Origin of the sequence: Sinorhizobium mexicanum, assembly GCF_013488225.1 — a bacterium.
GTDB lineage: Bacteria > Pseudomonadota > Alphaproteobacteria > Rhizobiales > Rhizobiaceae > Sinorhizobium > Sinorhizobium mexicanum.
This window is the reverse complement of record NZ_CP041238.1, coordinates 3,777,117-3,792,399: the sequence shown is the minus strand read 5'-3', so window position 1 is coordinate 3,792,399 and position 15,283 is coordinate 3,777,117. Positions and strand designations below refer to the sequence as shown.

Sequence of the window (15,283 nt, the reverse complement as noted above, 5' to 3'; positions counted from 1 at the left end):
GCGCATCTCCCGAAAGGAATGATGATGTCCGAGAGCCGCCCCAGAATTCTCGTGCCCGGCAAGATCAACCAGCGCATTCTCGACCGGCTACCGGAAATGTTCGAGACCGTGCGCATCGAGCGGGCCGATGTGGATTTGGTGACGCCGGAGATGGCGGACGTCGCCGGCGTGGCGGTTTCCGGCCGCCTGCCGGTGGATCTTATGGACGCGTTACCCCACCTCGAGATCATCGGCAATTTCGGCGTTGGCTATGATGGCGTCGATGTTGCCCGCGCGGCAGCGCGAGGGATTGCCGTCACCAATACACCCGATGTCCTGACCGAGGAGGTTGCCGACACGGCAATCGGCCTGCTCCTCAATACGCTCCGGTGCCTGCCACAGGCCGAGCAATGGTTGCGGCAGGGCCGCTGGGCGCGGGAAGGGGCGTTTCCACTTTCGCCGCTCTCGCTCCGGGGGCGCAAGATCGGGCTTTTCGGCCTGGGGCGGATCGGCCTTGCGATCGCAAGGAGACTCGAGGCTTTCGCTGTTCCGATCGCCTACCACACGCGCACGCCGCGCGAGGGGCTTGCCTACGCCTATCATTCAAGCCTCAGGGACCTTGCCGACGCGGTCGACACGATGATCGTGATCGTGCCCGGCACGCCGAGCACACTGAAGGCCGTCAACGCCGACGTTCTGGCCGCGCTCGGCCCTCAGGGTGTGCTGATCAATGTCGGCCGCGGCTCGACCGTGGACGAGGCGGCGCTTGTTGCCGCCCTTCAGAATGGCGTCATCGCCGGGGCGGGGCTCGATGTTTTCGAGAATGAGCCACACGTGCCGGAGGCATTGCTCACGCTTCCGAACGTGTCACTTCTGCCGCATGTGGCTTCCGCTTCGGTGGCGACCCGCAACGCGATGTCCGATCTCGTCGTCGACAATCTGAAGGCCTGGTTTTCGACGGGAGAGGCCCTTACTCCGGTCGTTGAAACGCCCTTCCGGCGCAATTCCAGGAAAAGCGTGTAACGGTTTGGCGTCCGGAACTGCGTGGGCTCAACGAATGGGTCAATTCGCTGTTTCGATGAAACGGTGAAATGATCCGGAAGACGAGATCAGGCCTTTGCCTCTTTATAGGCACGCACCGCATCGCCGAAGGCCCTGAAAAGCGAGGCCGAAGGTGTGTCGGTTTTCACCCAGTATTCCGGGTGCCATTGCACGCCGACGGCGAAGGCTTTGGCGCCGATGACCGACACCGCCTCGATCGTGCCGTCATCGGCAACAGCTTCGACGGCGAGGCGCGGCGCGGTTGCGGCGATTGCCTGCCGGTGCAGCGAATTGACCCTGACACGGCCGGCGCCGAGGACGGGCGCCAGGCAGCTTCCTTCCTTGACGATCACGTCCTGGCGAATGCCATAGGCAACGTCGAGTTCGGGAACATCGGGCTTGCGATGATCCCAGATGCCGGGCTGGTCCTGAATTTCGGTCGCGAGCGTACCGCCGAGCGCAACATTGAGCTCCTGGATGCCTCGGCAGATCGCTAGCAGCGGAACGCCGCGATCAAGCGCACGCCGGATCAGCGGCAGGCTGGTGGCGTCGCGACCCGGATCGAACGGACCGTCCGCATCCGTCGCTTGCTTCCCATAAAGTGAAGGGTGGACATTGGAGCGTGCCCCGCTCGCTAGAACGCCATCCACACGGTCGAGGACCTCGTCGATGTCATTGCCGGTTTCGAGCGCCGGAATGAGGAACGGCATGACGCCGGAGCCTTCGACGGCCGCGCGCACATATTGATGGGCGGCAACATGCCAGACATTGCCGTCGAATTCGCGGAAGTCGCAGGGAATCGCAACGACAGGCTTCGACATCATCAAACTCCGTTTCTATTCGGAAAGCCTTGCAGTCAGATCTCGGTTAAAGTCAACTATCGAGAATCGCTCTCGACGGCCTGCCACCGGTGACTGGGCTTTTTGGGCAGGCTAGGATAAGAACGGGAGAGGATTTAGGGCATTTCTTCAAGGTCGGGTAACCATTTCATCGGGAAAACGAGGCTGGAGCCCGCGCCAGTTGAAGAAGTGTGCAAGTCGCAAATGCCTATGCGTGGTTGTAGAAAGAGGCTACTTTTACCAGTCTTCTGCAATATTGGGTTGAATCGGTGCGTGTAGCCCAGTGCCTGTTTGCTGCTATCCTGCAATTCGGCAGATCTTTCGGGGGGTTAGACGAAATCTTTCGTTAAGTCCTCGACCCTAACAATCCGGCAAACCCGGAGCTTGGTTCATGATGCCCAATGAACGGGGCGCTCTTCCGACAGATGTCTACCTGTCGTCTGTGAGTTCGCTCTATGAACATCGCCGGACGCTGGTGATCGGCATGCTGTCGCATGTCGTGACCTTCCTGCTTGTCTTCGTCAAGACCTCCGATCTTTTCTATCTGTTATGCGCCGCGACCATCGTCGTCGTCTGGGCGCTCCGCAACCTGGACATGGCCCGGTTCGACCGGCAGGATTTTTCCCGCGCCGACAATGCCATGGTCAGAAAATGGGAGAACCGATACATCGTCGGTGGCGTCAGCGTGACGCTGACCTGCGGCATTGCCTGCGGATATGCAATCGTCGTCAGTCAGGATTCCTTCGCGGAACTGGCGTGCATTTCGGTGACGCTGGCGTCGATGATTTCGTTGGTGGGCCGGAACTATGGTTCCGAACGAGCGGTCCTCTTGCTGTCATCATCGGCGTGCCTGCCGATCGTGATCGGTCTCTTGACCTTGCGGGACCCCTACATGCTCGTCCTGGCGGTGCTGATACTGCCATTCATCCTGACCACCTGGACGATGGCGAACAACGTGCGCTCCTTCCTCTATGAGAACGTCCTCGCGGCGCGGGAAATATCGACCATTGCCGGGCAATTCGACGCGGCACTCAACAACATGACGCATGGGCTTTTCATGCTCGACGGCCACAACCGCATCGTGGTCGCGAATGAACGCGCCTGCGAGCTCCTCAGCCTCGGCGACAAGGCCGATCTCAAGGATCGCCTGCTCGACGAAGTGCTGCAGCGTGCCGCCGACCGCATGGCGCTTGGCGCGGACAACAAGGAGAAGATCGCGCGACAGCTCGACCTGCTGATCGAGGGAAAGCGCTCTCGCGCGCTGATCTCCACCTCGCAAGACCTTTTCCTCGAGTTCTCGGCAAATCGCCGCGAGAACGGCGAGATCGTGTTGATCTTCGAAGACGTGACGGCGCGTGTGCAGGCGGAGAAGCAGGTCCTGCAGATGGTGCGCTTCGACACGCTGACGGGGCTGCCGAGCCGAGACTATTTTTCTGAACTTGCCCACAATGCGATGGCTGCCAGTGGCGGGCACGGCCGCGACATAGGCCTTCTCCTCGTCGATGTGGCGGAATTCAAGCATGTCAACGATACGCGAGGGCATGTCGTCGGCGACAAATTGCTACAGGCGATCGCCGAACGCCTCAAGAGCCTTACCGGCGACGATGCGATCGCCGCTCGCCTGATGGGTGACGAGTTCGTGGTCTTCTTTCCCAACAGGGCAGATGTTGCCGATCTGGAAGAGCGGATCCGGGCCGTGCATGCAGGTCTGCGCGGCGTTTACGTGGCTGGCGGCTTCACATTCGCCATGACCATGAGCGCCGGCTTCGTCATTGTTCAGAGTGGCGATTTCCGGTTCGAAGAATTGCAGATCAAGGCGGACCTGGCACTCTCGGAAACCAAGGCAAGGAACAAGAGTGGCTGCACCGCCTTCGAAGGCGAGATGGATGCCCGCTATCTCGATCGCCAGAAACTCAAGAGCGATTTGCGCGATGCGCTTAACGCAAATAGCCTGAGCGTGTCCTACCAGCCGATGTTTACGCCGGATGGATCGCGGATCGAATGCTGCGAGGCGTTGGCGCGCTGGACACATCCGGAGCGTGGGCCCGTGCCGCCGAACGTGTTCATCCAGCTTGCCGAAGAGATGGGTGTCGTCACCGACATCACGCGCTTTGTTCTAAGGCAGGCATGCAGGGACTGCATGAACTGGCCGGCCGACGTGTCGGTGTCGGTCAATCTCTCGGTCCTCGATCTCAGGGGCGACGGGATCGTCGCGGTGGTCAACGAGGCGCTCAAGGAAACGGGGCTGTGTCCGGCGCGGCTGCACCTCGAGGTGACGGAAAGCTGCCTGATGGATGAGCCGGCCAAGGTCCAGGGCATTCTCAGCGAGCTGCACGAGCGGGGCATAACCATCGCTATCGACGACTTCGGCACCGGTTATTCGAGCCTCAGCTATCTCGATACGCTGCCTGCCGGCATCATCAAGATCGACCGGTCTTTCGTCCGCAACATTCGCGAAGACGCACGGCGCTTCAAGCTCTTGCGAGGCACCGTCAATCTCGCCCGCGCCCTCGGCCTGAAGACCGTCGTCGAAGGGGTAGAGACTGCGGATCAGCTCCAGCTGATCAACGAATACAAATGCGCCGACCTGATACAGGGCTTTGTCTTCGCGGCGCCGATGCCGGCCTCCGCGATCGACGCCTTGTGCAAGCAGGGTGTACGGAAACGACCCACGAAGTCGTCCAACCAGCGCATCGCCTGACGTCCCATCTCTTCGTTTCAATGCGCGGCTCTGCTCCGCCATTCTGCCCCGCATCAGGCTCCCGGCAACGTTTGCGACCCTCACCCCACGGATTCACCATGGAATTTAACCATTTGTTAAGGTTAACAAAAGGTTAAGTGCAGCCTGTATCATTTTGTTGTTGCCAGCTCCCCAGCCGTCAATAGGTTAACCTTTTGTTAACTATGGGGGCGATTGATGGGTGCTGATGGGCGCCAGGCGGAGCCTGGAATTTTTTCCGAGAAGCTGATGCAGCTGCTCGACCGCGTCGAATACAGGCGCGTCGAAACCGGCGAGGACATGGAAGACATCGCGCGGCTCAGGTACAAGGCCTACAAGGCCGTCAACCTGATGGAGCTGACGGGATCAACGCTGATAGACGACCTCGACTTCGATAGTCATGCCTATGTGTTCGGCATCTATCTCGATGAGAACCTGGTCAGTACGGTGCGTGTACACCATGTGACGCCGGACCACCGGGCAAGCACGTCCGGAATTATCTTCGGTCCGGAGATCGATACCTTCCTGGATGCGGGCATGGTGCTGATCGACCCGGGCAGGCTCGCCGTGGATCCCGAGGTGCTCGGCGACGAGATGCGGGCGCTGCCCTATCTGACGCTCCGTCCGGTTGCGATGGCTTGTGAATATTTCTCCGCCGACCGTTGCCTGACGGCTTGCCGGCCGCGCCATACGGCTTTCTACAAGCGTATCTTCGCCTCGGAGACGGTCGTCGCGTGCCGGGAAAACCTCGGCGTCTACAATGCCGACGGTGCCCTCTTGGTCGCGCGCGTTCGCGGACAGCGTCCCTCGATCCTCGATCGTTATCCGATTTTCGACTCCGAACCGTTCGAGCGCCGGATGATGTTTGCGGACCGCAACGAAGTGCCGTTCGCACCGCTGACGATCCTGCCCACCGCGCGAATTGCGCAAGGCAGCTACGGTCGCGCTTACGCCCGTGCATTCGCAAGCGGCTGATTACTGCATGTTTCCTTGAATCGAACCGATTTAAGGGCGAAAACACGCAGCAACTCAAAGTGCCACAGCGTCCTTTGCGCGTTCCGATCAAACGCGCGGCGCTGTGGCACGTCGGCCGCAGCCAACGGAAGAGCGCAAACAGGATATCGTTTATGCCGCAGTCCTTGCGGGCGGGTTTTCGTTGCGCATGGCTTGCGCATTGTGTATGCGGAGCTAAAGGACTGTCTGCTCACCGCTTTGGCAGGCGGCTCCGTGCGTGGATCAAGGTTGAAAGGCGGACGTGGCCACTGGCCGCGCCGCAGCATTCTGGGAGAATTGGAAGATGGCAGAGCATCATTCGGGACCGGTCGAAACGGGCGCTCCGATGGACTATTCCGAGCATGAGAAGACCTACAACCTCTTCCTGAACGCGACGAAATTCGGCACGCTGTTTTGCGCCACGATGCTGATTGCGATGGCTGCAGCCTTCTTCACCACAATGGGCTTCTTCAGCTCGCTCGTGCTGCTGATCATCCTCAACGTGGCCGGTTTCCTCCTTCTTCGCTAACCGGTTTCTCTGACATTTCTTGCTGGATGCGGGGCAGGAGGGTGCCCCACCTTCGGCCGTCGGACGCAATCCGGCTTTACCTCACCGCGTGAGGAGCATTTTCGACGGCGGGCAACGCCTGCCTTCGACGGAGGAGTGCCTGTCACCATGGATGCCGTCGCCTTATGGGGGCGCTCCAGCAGTCGAACAAGATGCTCGCGGCCCGGGTTAGGCTCGACTGCGAGTCGGGAGGGGACTTGTGAGCGAGATTGTCTTTATCGCGAAGGAAACGGATGCGCACGAAGGGCGCGTCGCGGGTTCGGTCGAAAGCGTCAAGAAACTGAAGTCGCTGGGCTTTGACGTGGTCGTCGAGGCGGGCGCGGGCCTCAGGTCGCGCATCCTCGATGCCGAATACGAGAAGGTTGGCGCCCGCATCGGCTCGTCAGCAGATGCCAAGAGCGCCGACGTGGTGCTCAAGGTGCGGCGACCGACCGACGCCGAAATTGCCGGCTACAAGTCCGGCGCGATCGTCATCGCGATCATGGATCCCTACGGCAACGAGACCGCGATTGCGATGATGGCTGAGGCGGGACTCACTGCCTTTGCAATGGAGCTGATGCCCCGCATCACCCGGGCGCAGTCGATGGACGTGCTTTCTTCCCAGGCTAACCTCGCCGGCTACCAGGCGGTGATCGATGCGGCCGGCGAATACGACCGGGCGCTGCCGATGATGATGACGGCGGCCGGCACCGTGCCGGCGGCGAAGGTCTTCGTCATGGGCGCAGGTGTCGCCGGACTGCAGGCGATCGCCACCGCGCGGCGCCTCGGCGCAGTCGTGTCGGCCACGGACGTCCGTCCCGCGGCCAAGGAGCAGGTCGCCTCGCTCGGGGCCAAGTTCATCGCCGTCGAGGACGAGGAGTTCAAGGCGGCCGAGACGGCCGGCGGCTACGCCAAGGAAATGTCGAAGGACTACCAGGTCAAGCAGGCCGCACTCGTTGCCGAGCATATCGCCAAGCAGGACATCGTCATCACAACGGCGCTGATCCCGGGCCGTGCGGCCCCGCGCCTCGTAACCCGAGCGATGCTTGATTCGATGAAGCCCGGCTCGGTCGTCGTCGACCTTGCCGTCGAGCGTGGCGGTAACGTCGAGGGCGCGGAAGCCGGAAAGGTCGTCGAGGTCGGAGGTATCAAGGTCGTCGGCCACCTGAACGTGCCGGGCCGTATCGCCGCTTCCGCCTCGCTGCTTTATGCCAAGAACCTCGTTACCTTCCTCGAGACGATGGTTTCGAAGGAGACCAAGGCACTGGCGCTCAACATGGAGGACGAGCTCGTCAAGGCGACGGCGCTGACCCACGGCGGCGCCGTGGTGCATCCGGCCTTCGGCGGCGCGAAAGAGGGGGACAAGTAATGGCGAATGAACTTCTCGACAAGGCATTGGCCGATCTCGATCGGGCGGTCGAAGCGGTCAGGACCGCGGCCGAATACGTGCCGGACGCCGCCGGCGCAGTGGCGCACGGTGCGACCGGCGGTGCGATCGATCCTTTCGTCTTCCGCCTGGCAATCTTCGTGCTGGCGATCTTCGTCGGCTACTACGTCGTCTGGTCGGTGACGCCGGCCTTGCACACGCCGCTGATGGCGGTGACCAATGCGATCTCGTCGGTGATCGTCGTCGGTGCGCTGCTGGCGGTCGGGATTTCGGCCTCGGGGCTTGCCACCAGCTTCGGCTTCGTGGCGCTGGTGCTGGCCTCGGTCAACATCTTCGGCGGCTTCCTGGTCACCCAGCGCATGCTCGCCATGTACAAGAAAAAAGACAAGTGAGGCGGGCCGATGAACGCTAATTTCGCAGCCTTCCTCTACCTCGTCTCCGGCGTCCTGTTCATCATGGCGCTGCGCGGCCTGTCGCATCCGACCACCAGCCGCAAGGGCAATGCCTATGGCATGATCGGCATGGGCATCGCCATCGCCACGACGCTCTTGCTCGCCATGCCTTCGATCGGCGGCTTCCTGCTGATCGCGCTCGGGCTTGCACTCGGCGGTGGCGCCGGCGCCTTTATCGCCAAGCGCATCCCGATGACGGCGATGCCGCAGCTCGTCGCCGGCTTCCATTCGCTTGTCGGTCTTGCCGCGGTGCTGGTCGCCGCTGGCGCGCTTTATGCGCCGTCCTCCTTCGGTATCGGCGAAGTCGGCGGGATCCACGCGCAGGCGCTCGTCGAGATGGCGCTCGGCGTCGCGATCGGTGCGATCACCTTCACCGGTTCCATCATCGCCTTCCTGAAGCTCGACGGCCGTATGTCGGGCAAACCGATCCTCTTGCCCTACCGCCATGCGATCAACCTCGCACTGGTCGCGCTCGTCATCTTCTTCATCGTCGGTCTGGCGCTGACGGAAAGTCATTTCGACTTCTGGGCGATCGTTCTCTTGTCGCTCGTATTCGGCGTGTTGATCATCATCCCGATCGGCGGCGCAGACATGCCCGTCGTCGTATCGATGCTCAACTCCTATTCCGGCTGGGCGGCCGCCGGCATCGGCTTCACGCTCGGCAACCTGGCGCTGATCATCACCGGTGCCCTGGTTGGCTCGTCGGGTGCGATCCTCTCCTACATCATGTGCAAGGGCATGAACCGCTCGTTCATCTCGGTGATCCTCGGCGGCTTCGGCGGCGAGACAGCGGCTGCCGGCGGCGACGACGGCGTCCAGCGGACGGTCAAGCAGGGCTCGGCTGACGATGCCGCCTTCCTGATGCAGAACGCTTCGAAGGTGATCATTGTGCCGGGCTACGGCATGGCGGTGGCACAGGCACAGCACGCGCTCCGCGAACTCGGCGATCAGTTGAAAGCCGCCGGCGTCGACGTCAAATACGCGATTCATCCGGTCGCCGGCCGCATGCCGGGGCACATGAACGTGCTCCTGGCAGAAGCGAACGTTCCCTATGACGAGGTGTTCGAGCTGGAAGACATCAACTCGGAGTTCGCCCAGGCCGACGTCGCCTATGTCATCGGCGCCAACGACGTCACCAATCCGGCGGCGCGCGACGACAAGACCTCGCCGATCTACGGCATGCCGATCCTCGACGTCGACAAGGCCAAGACCTGCCTGTTCGTCAAGCGCTCGCTCGGCTCCGGCTACGCCGGCATCGACAACACGCTGTTCTACAAGGACGGCACGATGATGCTTCTGGGCGACGCTAAGAAGGTCACTGAGGAAATCGTCAAGGCGATGAACCACTGACGGATCCGCACCATTCAGACGAAAATGCCCGCCGAGAGGCGGGCATTTTCATTTATTCATCTCGGACGGGAAGTCGCCTGCCATCCGTAAGCGAGCCTAACGCTTGAAGGTCAGCGGATGACGTGCGGCTTCAGCAGATCCTGCAAGCCGATATTCCGGTAGAGTTCCGCCCGCACACGGTCGGCGACGCCGTTGACGAGTTCCGCGCCATCGTCTGACGGATCGATGTGGGTGCGGAACGGGCGGCTTCCGAAGGGCATGTTGACGATATCGACGATGGCATCGGCGACGGCGCCCGCATCGGCGCCGGCCGGTTCGAGAGCGGCCAGACCCTTTAGCGCCTGTTCTGGCACGCCCCTGTATGGACCTTCGCTGTATTCGCTGGCGCGGGCCGCATCGGCTGGTGCGCCGGAATGGGCGAAATGGTTGGTCCCTTTGGTGAAGGCGCCCGGCACGACGATGGCGGTTTCGATGCCCCAACGGGTGAGTTCGGCGGCATAGGAGACGGCAAGCGCGTCCATCGCGGCCTTGGCGGCGAAATAGGGCGCCAGGAAGGGGGGCGTGCCACCCCGAGTGCTGGAAGAGGAAACCCATACCACCAGACCCTTGCCCTGTTCGCGCATTAGGGGAAGAGCGGCCCGGTTCACGCGCTGCGTCGAGAGCACGTTGACGTCGTAAAGCTCGGCGAGCTGTTCCGGCGTGAAGGCCTCGGCGGGGCCGAAGGACATGTGGCCGGCATTGTGCACGACAACATCGATGCGGCCTTGATCGGCGATGATCCGGGCGATCGCCGCTTCGACAGAGGCACCGGAGATGACATCGAGTTCGACGGGCCGAAGATCGACGCCATTTTCAGCGGCGAATAATTTCGCGGCCTCGGCCTGGGGCGCGTTGCGGCCTTCAGTTGCACGCATGCCGGCGTAGACGACATGCCCAGCCGTTGCGAGTGCGCGGGCGGTGAGGGCGCCAAAACCGCTGGAGGCGCCGGTGATGACAATAACTTCCTTGTTCATGATCTTGATCCTTCCATTGGCGTGATTTGATTGGATGGCGACCACTCAGGCGACGCCGCCGTTTGCGCGCAGGACCTGGCCGTTGACCCAGCCGGCATCGGGGCCGACGAGGAAGGCGACGACATTGGCGATGTCTTCCGGCTGGCCGAGCCGTTCGAGCGGCGGCATCTTGGCGAACTGTGCGATCAATTCATCGCTCTTGCCGGTAAGGAAAAGATCGGTCGCGATCGGGCCGGGGGCCACGGCGTTGACGGTAATGCTGCGGCCGCGCAGCTCCTTGGCGAAAACATGCGTAAAGGCTTCGACCGCTGCCTTAGTGCCGTTGTAGGTGGCATAGCCCGGCATGTTCAGCGCCAGTGTTGTCGATGAAAAGTTGACGATCCGACCGCCATCCCGCATCCGCCGTGCGGCCTCGCGCATCGTGTTGAACGTGCCTTTCACGTTGATGGCAAAGTGCCGGTCGAATTCCTCGTCGGTCGTGTCGGCCAGCGCCACGGTTTTGAGAACACCGGCATTGTTGACGAGGACGTCGACGCCGCCGAAGGCCGCTTCGGCAGCATCGAACATCCGGCGGACGGCTTCGGCGCTGCTGACATCCGCCCTGGCGGTCACGGCCTTGCCGCCTCTCTGCTCGATCCCGCGTGCCAGCGCCTCGGCGGGTTCGGGATCGCCGGAATAGTTGATGACGACGATAAACCCGTCCTTTGCCAGGCGTTCGGCGATGGCGGCGCCAATGCCGCGCGACGCGCCGGTGACGATCGCGATCTGGTTGGTGTTTGCAGACATCTCATCTCTCCTTCGATTGAAGCGCTGTGCGCCGTTGACAGAGAGAGGATGCCTCGGTTCTTATTGCGGATAATCACGCATTACCCGTCAACACTATCCGGATTGGTCGAACAATGGACAGATTGGACGCCATGCGCGTCTTTTCCCGCGTCGTCGAGCGGAGGAGCTTCACGCTTGCTTCCGAAGATCTCGGTCTGCCGCGGTCGACCGTCACCGACGCGGTCAAGCAGCTCGAAGCGCGGCTTGGCGTGCGGCTCCTGCAGCGCACGACGCGGCATGTAAGCCCGACGCTCGACGGCGAAGCCTACTATCAGCGCTGCATCGCCATTCTGGACGATATCGAGGACGCCGAGGGGGCGTTCGCCGGGGCGAAGCCGAAGGGGCTTCTCAGAGTTGATGTTCATGGCACGCTGGCACGACACTTCGTTCTCCCCAGCCTACCGGCCTTTCTCGAAACCTATCCGGACATCGAACTCTATATGAGCGAGGGCGATCGGCTGGTGGATCTGGTCCGCGAGGGCATCGATTGCGTGCTGCGTGTCGGCGAGCCGCAAACAAGCGACATGATCGGACGTCGGGTCGTAATGCTCGATGAGATTACCTGTGCATCGCCGGGCTACATCGCCCGGTTCGGGTTGCCAAGGGCAGTCGACGATCTCGATGGACACAGGATGATCGGGTTTCGCTCATCGGCGACGGGCAACCTGTTGCCGCTCGAGTTTGTCGAGGAGAGGGGCGTTCGCACGGCCACGCTTCCGGCCACCATCTCCGTCAATGCGGCGGAAAGCTTCGTGGCAGCGGCCCGGCTGGGGCTCGGCCTCATTCAGTTGCCCCGCTACCACGTCGAGGGCGACCTGCAGAACGGCGCGCTCGTCGAGGTGCTGAGGCATTGTCGGCCGACGCCGACGCCCGTCTCGCTGTTCTATCCGCGCAGCCGGCAGCTTTCTCCGCGCGTGCGCGTGTTCATCGATTGGCTGGTCAAGGTGTTCGCCGAGAAGCGTTCCGCCGATCCGGCACCGTAGCATCAGGTGCCGGAAATCTCCGGGTCCCAGGTAAACAGCTCCTTTGCCCGGGCGATGCCGCGCAACGCGAAGCGGCCGAGCGAAACGGCATCGGCGCGCAGGATGGGCGGACAGGCCTCGACAAATTCCGAGGACATGATGACATGCCGTTCGACCGACCGGCACATCGAAGAGATTCGGCTCACCTCGTTGACCGCCGGACCGACGACCGTGAAGTCGAGCCGGTTCTGGCTGCCGATATTGCCGTAAAAGACTTCGCCGATATGAAGGCCCAGGTAGACGTCGGTCGTCGGCTTTCCGTCCTCGAGCCGCTTTGCGTTCAACTCGTTCAACATCAGCCGCAACTGCCGCTCGGCGGCAACAGCCGAGGCGCAGGCGCTGGCGCGGTCGCCGGCGTTGAAGATCGCCAGAACGCCGTCGCCGATCAGCTTCAGGACGCTGCCGCCATGATCGTGGACGGCGCTGATCACGGTACCGGCATAGTCGTTGAGCAGCGGGATGATCTCCTCCGGCGCGACCGTCTCGGAGATCCGCGTATAGTTGCGCAGGTCGGAAAACCACATGACGGTCTCGATTTTCTCGGCGGCACCGCGCTCGATGCTGCCTTTGACAACCCGCTGGCCGGCATCGTGACCGAGATAGACATCGGCAAGCGTGCTGATGATGCGCACGCACGAGGCTGCCTTGACGGCGAGCGCGAGCGTCGGCAGCAGCACTCTCAACGCGTCGACCTCATCCTCGCTGAAGCCGTCCGGCTTCTTCGTCGTCCAATAGGAATAAAAACAGTCCATCTCGCCGACGCGGCCCTGGTCGGTAAAATAATGGATCATGCTGATGCAGTCGGTGTAGCCGTCCGCCTTCAGCGTATCGAGGAAATTGTAGGGAACGGACGCTTCCGCAGCGAGCCGGGTGCGCCGCTCGGCCTGGTGTTCCACGAGCATGTGATAAAAGATCGAGCGGTGCCAGCTCGCCTGCATCTCGCCGGTGGCGGTCGATCCATAGGGAGTGACCTCAGGGGCGTCACCGCTTTCGCTGTCCCAGGTAAAGGAGCGGCCTTCGATTTCAGGATGAAGCGTGTCGATCAGGCCGAGCGCGCGCTTGATCGGGAGTCCGGCCTGTTGGCACCTTTCGCAGAAGCCGGCGAGCAGCTCGGGTTCCTCGCTCCCCCGGATACCCTGCTCGGACGTCCACTGCACCAGTTCGCGGATCTGCTGGTCGTTCATCATTCTTCCTGCCGAGACAACGCCTGCTTCTTGCTGCCACCTGCGGGGCAAATTTCCGATGCCATAAGCTATTCGACATTTGGTCGTTCGACCAGTTGCAGTTCGCGTTGTCCAACCGGCTCGCGAGCTCGAATGTGCGGAACGACAAGGGCCCCGGTCTCGACCGGGGCCCGAACGTCCTTTCCGCCATATCGCGGTTTTCCGGCGTGATGATCAGCCTGCAGGCGCCAAGGTCAATTGGTCGACGCCGACGGCAATGTTCAGCCCTTCCTGGACCTGGACATTCACCGGCTGCAGCATGAAGGCCTTGTTGGTGCCGCCGGCGATCACCTTGGCACCGCCGCCGACCGCAAAGCTCGCATCGGCCCCGAGGCCGTAATACTCGCCGGCGAGGGCGTGTGCGGTTATCGGTGTGCCGGTCTTGGCCAGCACATCCCAAACCATCACGCTCTTACCGGTCGTGCCGACATCAAGGCCGAACTTTTTGATCATGCCCGCATAGACAGCCGTCGGTGCGCCGTTGGCCGGCGTGTAGGTGCACATCAGGTTCTTCGTCGAAGTGATGATGAGACCTGTGCCGCCTTCCGAGCCGCAGGTAAGGCGGCCGAGCGTGACATAGCTTTGCGCAGCAGCGGGTGCAGCGCCCGAAAGGGCAGCAAGGGCGGCCGCTGCGATGAAGGTTTGCTTGATCATGGCTCAGTCTCCGTTATTGAAGCCATTGGTCAAACGGCTTCGAGACCGTGAAGGTTCCACTGCAGCGCCGCGTGTCTTGTCGGGCGCGCAAAAGACGCTGTAGCACTTTGAAGTGCTGCATGTTTTTATCCTTAAATCGGTTAGGATTTAAGGAAACATGCAGTATCGGGCATTTGGCGGCCGCGCCCGAGCGAGCAAAAAAAAACGCCCGCGAGAGTGTCGCGGGCGTCGAAATATCGGGAAAATTCCGATCAGGACATCGATTTCACACGGGCGAGCCCCGCCCGGGCCGGCTCGTATTTGGGATCGAGCGAAAGCGCATGCGAATAGGACTTCGACGCCTTTGCCTTGTCGCCGCGGCGCTCGTAGATCAGGGCCTGGTTTGCCCAGGACTCCGCGACCTTGCCGTTCAGGTTGATGGCGGTGTTGAAATCGGAAAAGGCATTGTCGTCGTCCCCCTGTGCGACATAGGAAATGCCGCGGCCGTTATAGGGTTCCGGCGAGCTTGGCGAGAGCGAAATCGCCGTCGAGAAATCCTCAATCGCCTGCCCATGCTGGTTGCGCGCCTGATAGATCAAGCCGCGATTGTGGTAGGCGCGGGGGTCGGTCGTGTCGAGCTGGATCGCTTTGTTGAAGTCGTTGAAGGCGGCGTCGAGCTGTCCGGCCTGCCGGTAGAGGTTGCCGCGGCCGATATAGGCGACATCATAGTTCGGGTTAAGCTGCAGCGCCGTATTGTAGTCGGAGACCGCCGCCTGCTGGTTGCCCATGTTGCGCTGGACGAGCGCGCGGTTGGCATAGGCCTGGTAGAAGCGCGGGTTGAGCTCGATCGCCTTGTCGAAATCGGCGAGCGAGCGACGGAACTCGCCGGCACGGCCATAGGCCGAGCCGCGCACATTGTACCCTTCCGGGTCGCTCGGATTGGAGGCGATGACGTTCGAAAGCGAGGCAATGTTTTCCTCCGAGCCCTGCGCCCGCTCGACGCGGATCATCGATTCGGAGTTGTCGGTCTGGCAACCTGCAAGAAGCAGGGTGGAGCCGAGGATGAGCATGGCAGCAAGCTTCGGCCTGCGCTGGTGGCGGCGGTGCGCCTCGTTAATGGCGGAGACGTCCGCAGTCATGGCAGCAAATGTCAAAGTCGATCCCTCAATGCGACAAGATCCCGAAAGCCGTCGGCTTTCCGTTCACGGAGACCGGCGAATGCGCGGGGCTCCAGCCAGGGGTTCGTCAGATCCTCCGGCG

The 15,283-nt window shown here is 62.0% G+C and carries 14 protein-coding genes; 8 read left to right on the top strand and 6 right to left on the bottom strand.

Annotation, left to right across the window (positions count from 1 at the left end; genetic code table 11):
• Nucleotides 1–24 precede the first annotated feature (24 nt).
• Nucleotides 25–1,002, top strand: a complete 978-nt coding sequence (locus tag FKV68_RS17835) for a 2-hydroxyacid dehydrogenase (protein WP_180939115.1) — start codon at nt 25–27, stop codon at nt 1,000–1,002.
• A gap of 86 nt (nt 1,003–1,088) precedes the next feature.
• Here FKV68_RS17835 and FKV68_RS17830 read toward each other — a convergent pair whose 3' ends face one another.
• A complete protein-coding gene (locus FKV68_RS17830; protein WP_180939114.1) occupies nt 1,089–1,841 on the bottom strand; it encodes a gamma-glutamyl-gamma-aminobutyrate hydrolase family protein in 753 nt (250 codons plus the stop codon).
• A 409-nt stretch (nt 1,842–2,250) separates the two neighbouring features.
• On the opposite strand from FKV68_RS17830, the gene FKV68_RS17825 reads away from it, so the two are divergent.
• The 6 genes from FKV68_RS17825 (at nt 2,251) to FKV68_RS17800 (ending at nt 9,307) form a co-directional block, all read left to right on the top strand.
• Nucleotides 2,251–4,560, top strand: a complete 2,310-nt coding sequence (locus FKV68_RS17825; protein ID WP_180939113.1) for a putative bifunctional diguanylate cyclase/phosphodiesterase — start codon at nt 2,251–2,253, stop codon at nt 4,558–4,560.
• A gap of 216 nt (nt 4,561–4,776) precedes the next feature.
• Nucleotides 4,777–5,553, top strand: coding sequence for an N-acyl amino acid synthase FeeM domain-containing protein (locus tag FKV68_RS17820; RefSeq protein ID WP_180939112.1), 777 nt, complete (start codon nt 4,777–4,779; stop codon nt 5,551–5,553).
• A 322-nt stretch (nt 5,554–5,875) separates the two neighbouring features.
• The gene (locus FKV68_RS17815; RefSeq protein WP_180939111.1) at nt 5,876–6,100 is read left to right on the top strand and encodes an aa3-type cytochrome c oxidase subunit IV; all 225 of its coding nucleotides are present in this window, start codon (nt 5,876–5,878) and stop codon (nt 6,098–6,100) included.
• A 238-nt stretch (nt 6,101–6,338) separates the two neighbouring features.
• Nucleotides 6,339–7,487, top strand: coding sequence for a Re/Si-specific NAD(P)(+) transhydrogenase subunit alpha (locus FKV68_RS17810; protein WP_180939110.1), 1,149 nt, complete (start codon nt 6,339–6,341; stop codon nt 7,485–7,487).
• Nucleotides 7,487–7,897 (top strand): NAD(P) transhydrogenase subunit alpha part 2, encoded by a 411-nt coding sequence (locus FKV68_RS17805; protein ID WP_180939109.1) that lies wholly within the window; start codon nt 7,487–7,489, stop codon nt 7,895–7,897. Before FKV68_RS17810 ends, FKV68_RS17805 begins: the two co-directional genes overlap by 1 nt.
• Nucleotides 7,898–7,906: 9 nt before the next feature.
• Nucleotides 7,907–9,307 carry an NAD(P)(+) transhydrogenase (Re/Si-specific) subunit beta gene (locus FKV68_RS17800; RefSeq protein ID WP_180939108.1) on the top strand — a complete coding sequence of 467 codons (1,401 nt, stop codon included), beginning with the start codon at nt 7,907–7,909 and terminating at the stop codon, nt 9,305–9,307.
• A 110-nt stretch (nt 9,308–9,417) separates the two neighbouring features.
• On the opposite strand, the gene FKV68_RS17795 is transcribed toward FKV68_RS17800, so the two are convergent.
• A complete protein-coding gene (locus FKV68_RS17795) occupies nt 9,418–10,320 on the bottom strand; it encodes an SDR family NAD(P)-dependent oxidoreductase (RefSeq protein ID WP_180939107.1) in 903 nt (300 codons plus the stop codon).
• 45 nt (nt 10,321–10,365) lie between these two features.
• On the bottom strand, nt 10,366–11,106 hold the full coding sequence (locus FKV68_RS17790) for an SDR family oxidoreductase (RefSeq protein ID WP_180939106.1): 741 nt from the start codon (nt 11,104–11,106) through the stop codon (nt 10,366–10,368).
• 113 nt (nt 11,107–11,219) lie between these two features.
• Between FKV68_RS17790 and FKV68_RS17785 the strand changes: the two genes are divergently transcribed.
• On the top strand, nt 11,220–12,128 hold the full coding sequence (locus FKV68_RS17785) for a LysR family transcriptional regulator (protein ID WP_180939105.1): 909 nt from the start codon (nt 11,220–11,222) through the stop codon (nt 12,126–12,128).
• Nucleotides 12,129–12,130: 2 nt separating this feature from the next.
• Here the strand turns inward: FKV68_RS17785 and FKV68_RS17780 are convergent, their stop codons facing one another.
• The 3 genes from FKV68_RS17780 to FKV68_RS17770 form a co-directional block, all read right to left on the bottom strand.
• A complete protein-coding gene (locus FKV68_RS17780; RefSeq protein WP_180939104.1) occupies nt 12,131–13,351 on the bottom strand; it encodes an adenylate/guanylate cyclase domain-containing protein in 1,221 nt (406 codons plus the stop codon).
• Between the two features lie 213 nt (nt 13,352–13,564).
• Complete coding sequence (locus tag FKV68_RS17775; protein ID WP_180939103.1) at nt 13,565–14,044, bottom strand: DUF992 domain-containing protein; 480 nt, start codon at nt 14,042–14,044, stop codon at nt 13,565–13,567.
• A 251-nt stretch (nt 14,045–14,295) separates the two neighbouring features.
• Nucleotides 14,296–15,162, bottom strand: a complete 867-nt coding sequence (locus tag FKV68_RS17770) for a tetratricopeptide repeat protein (protein ID WP_180939102.1) — start codon at nt 15,160–15,162, stop codon at nt 14,296–14,298.
• Nucleotides 15,163–15,283 lie beyond the last annotated feature (121 nt).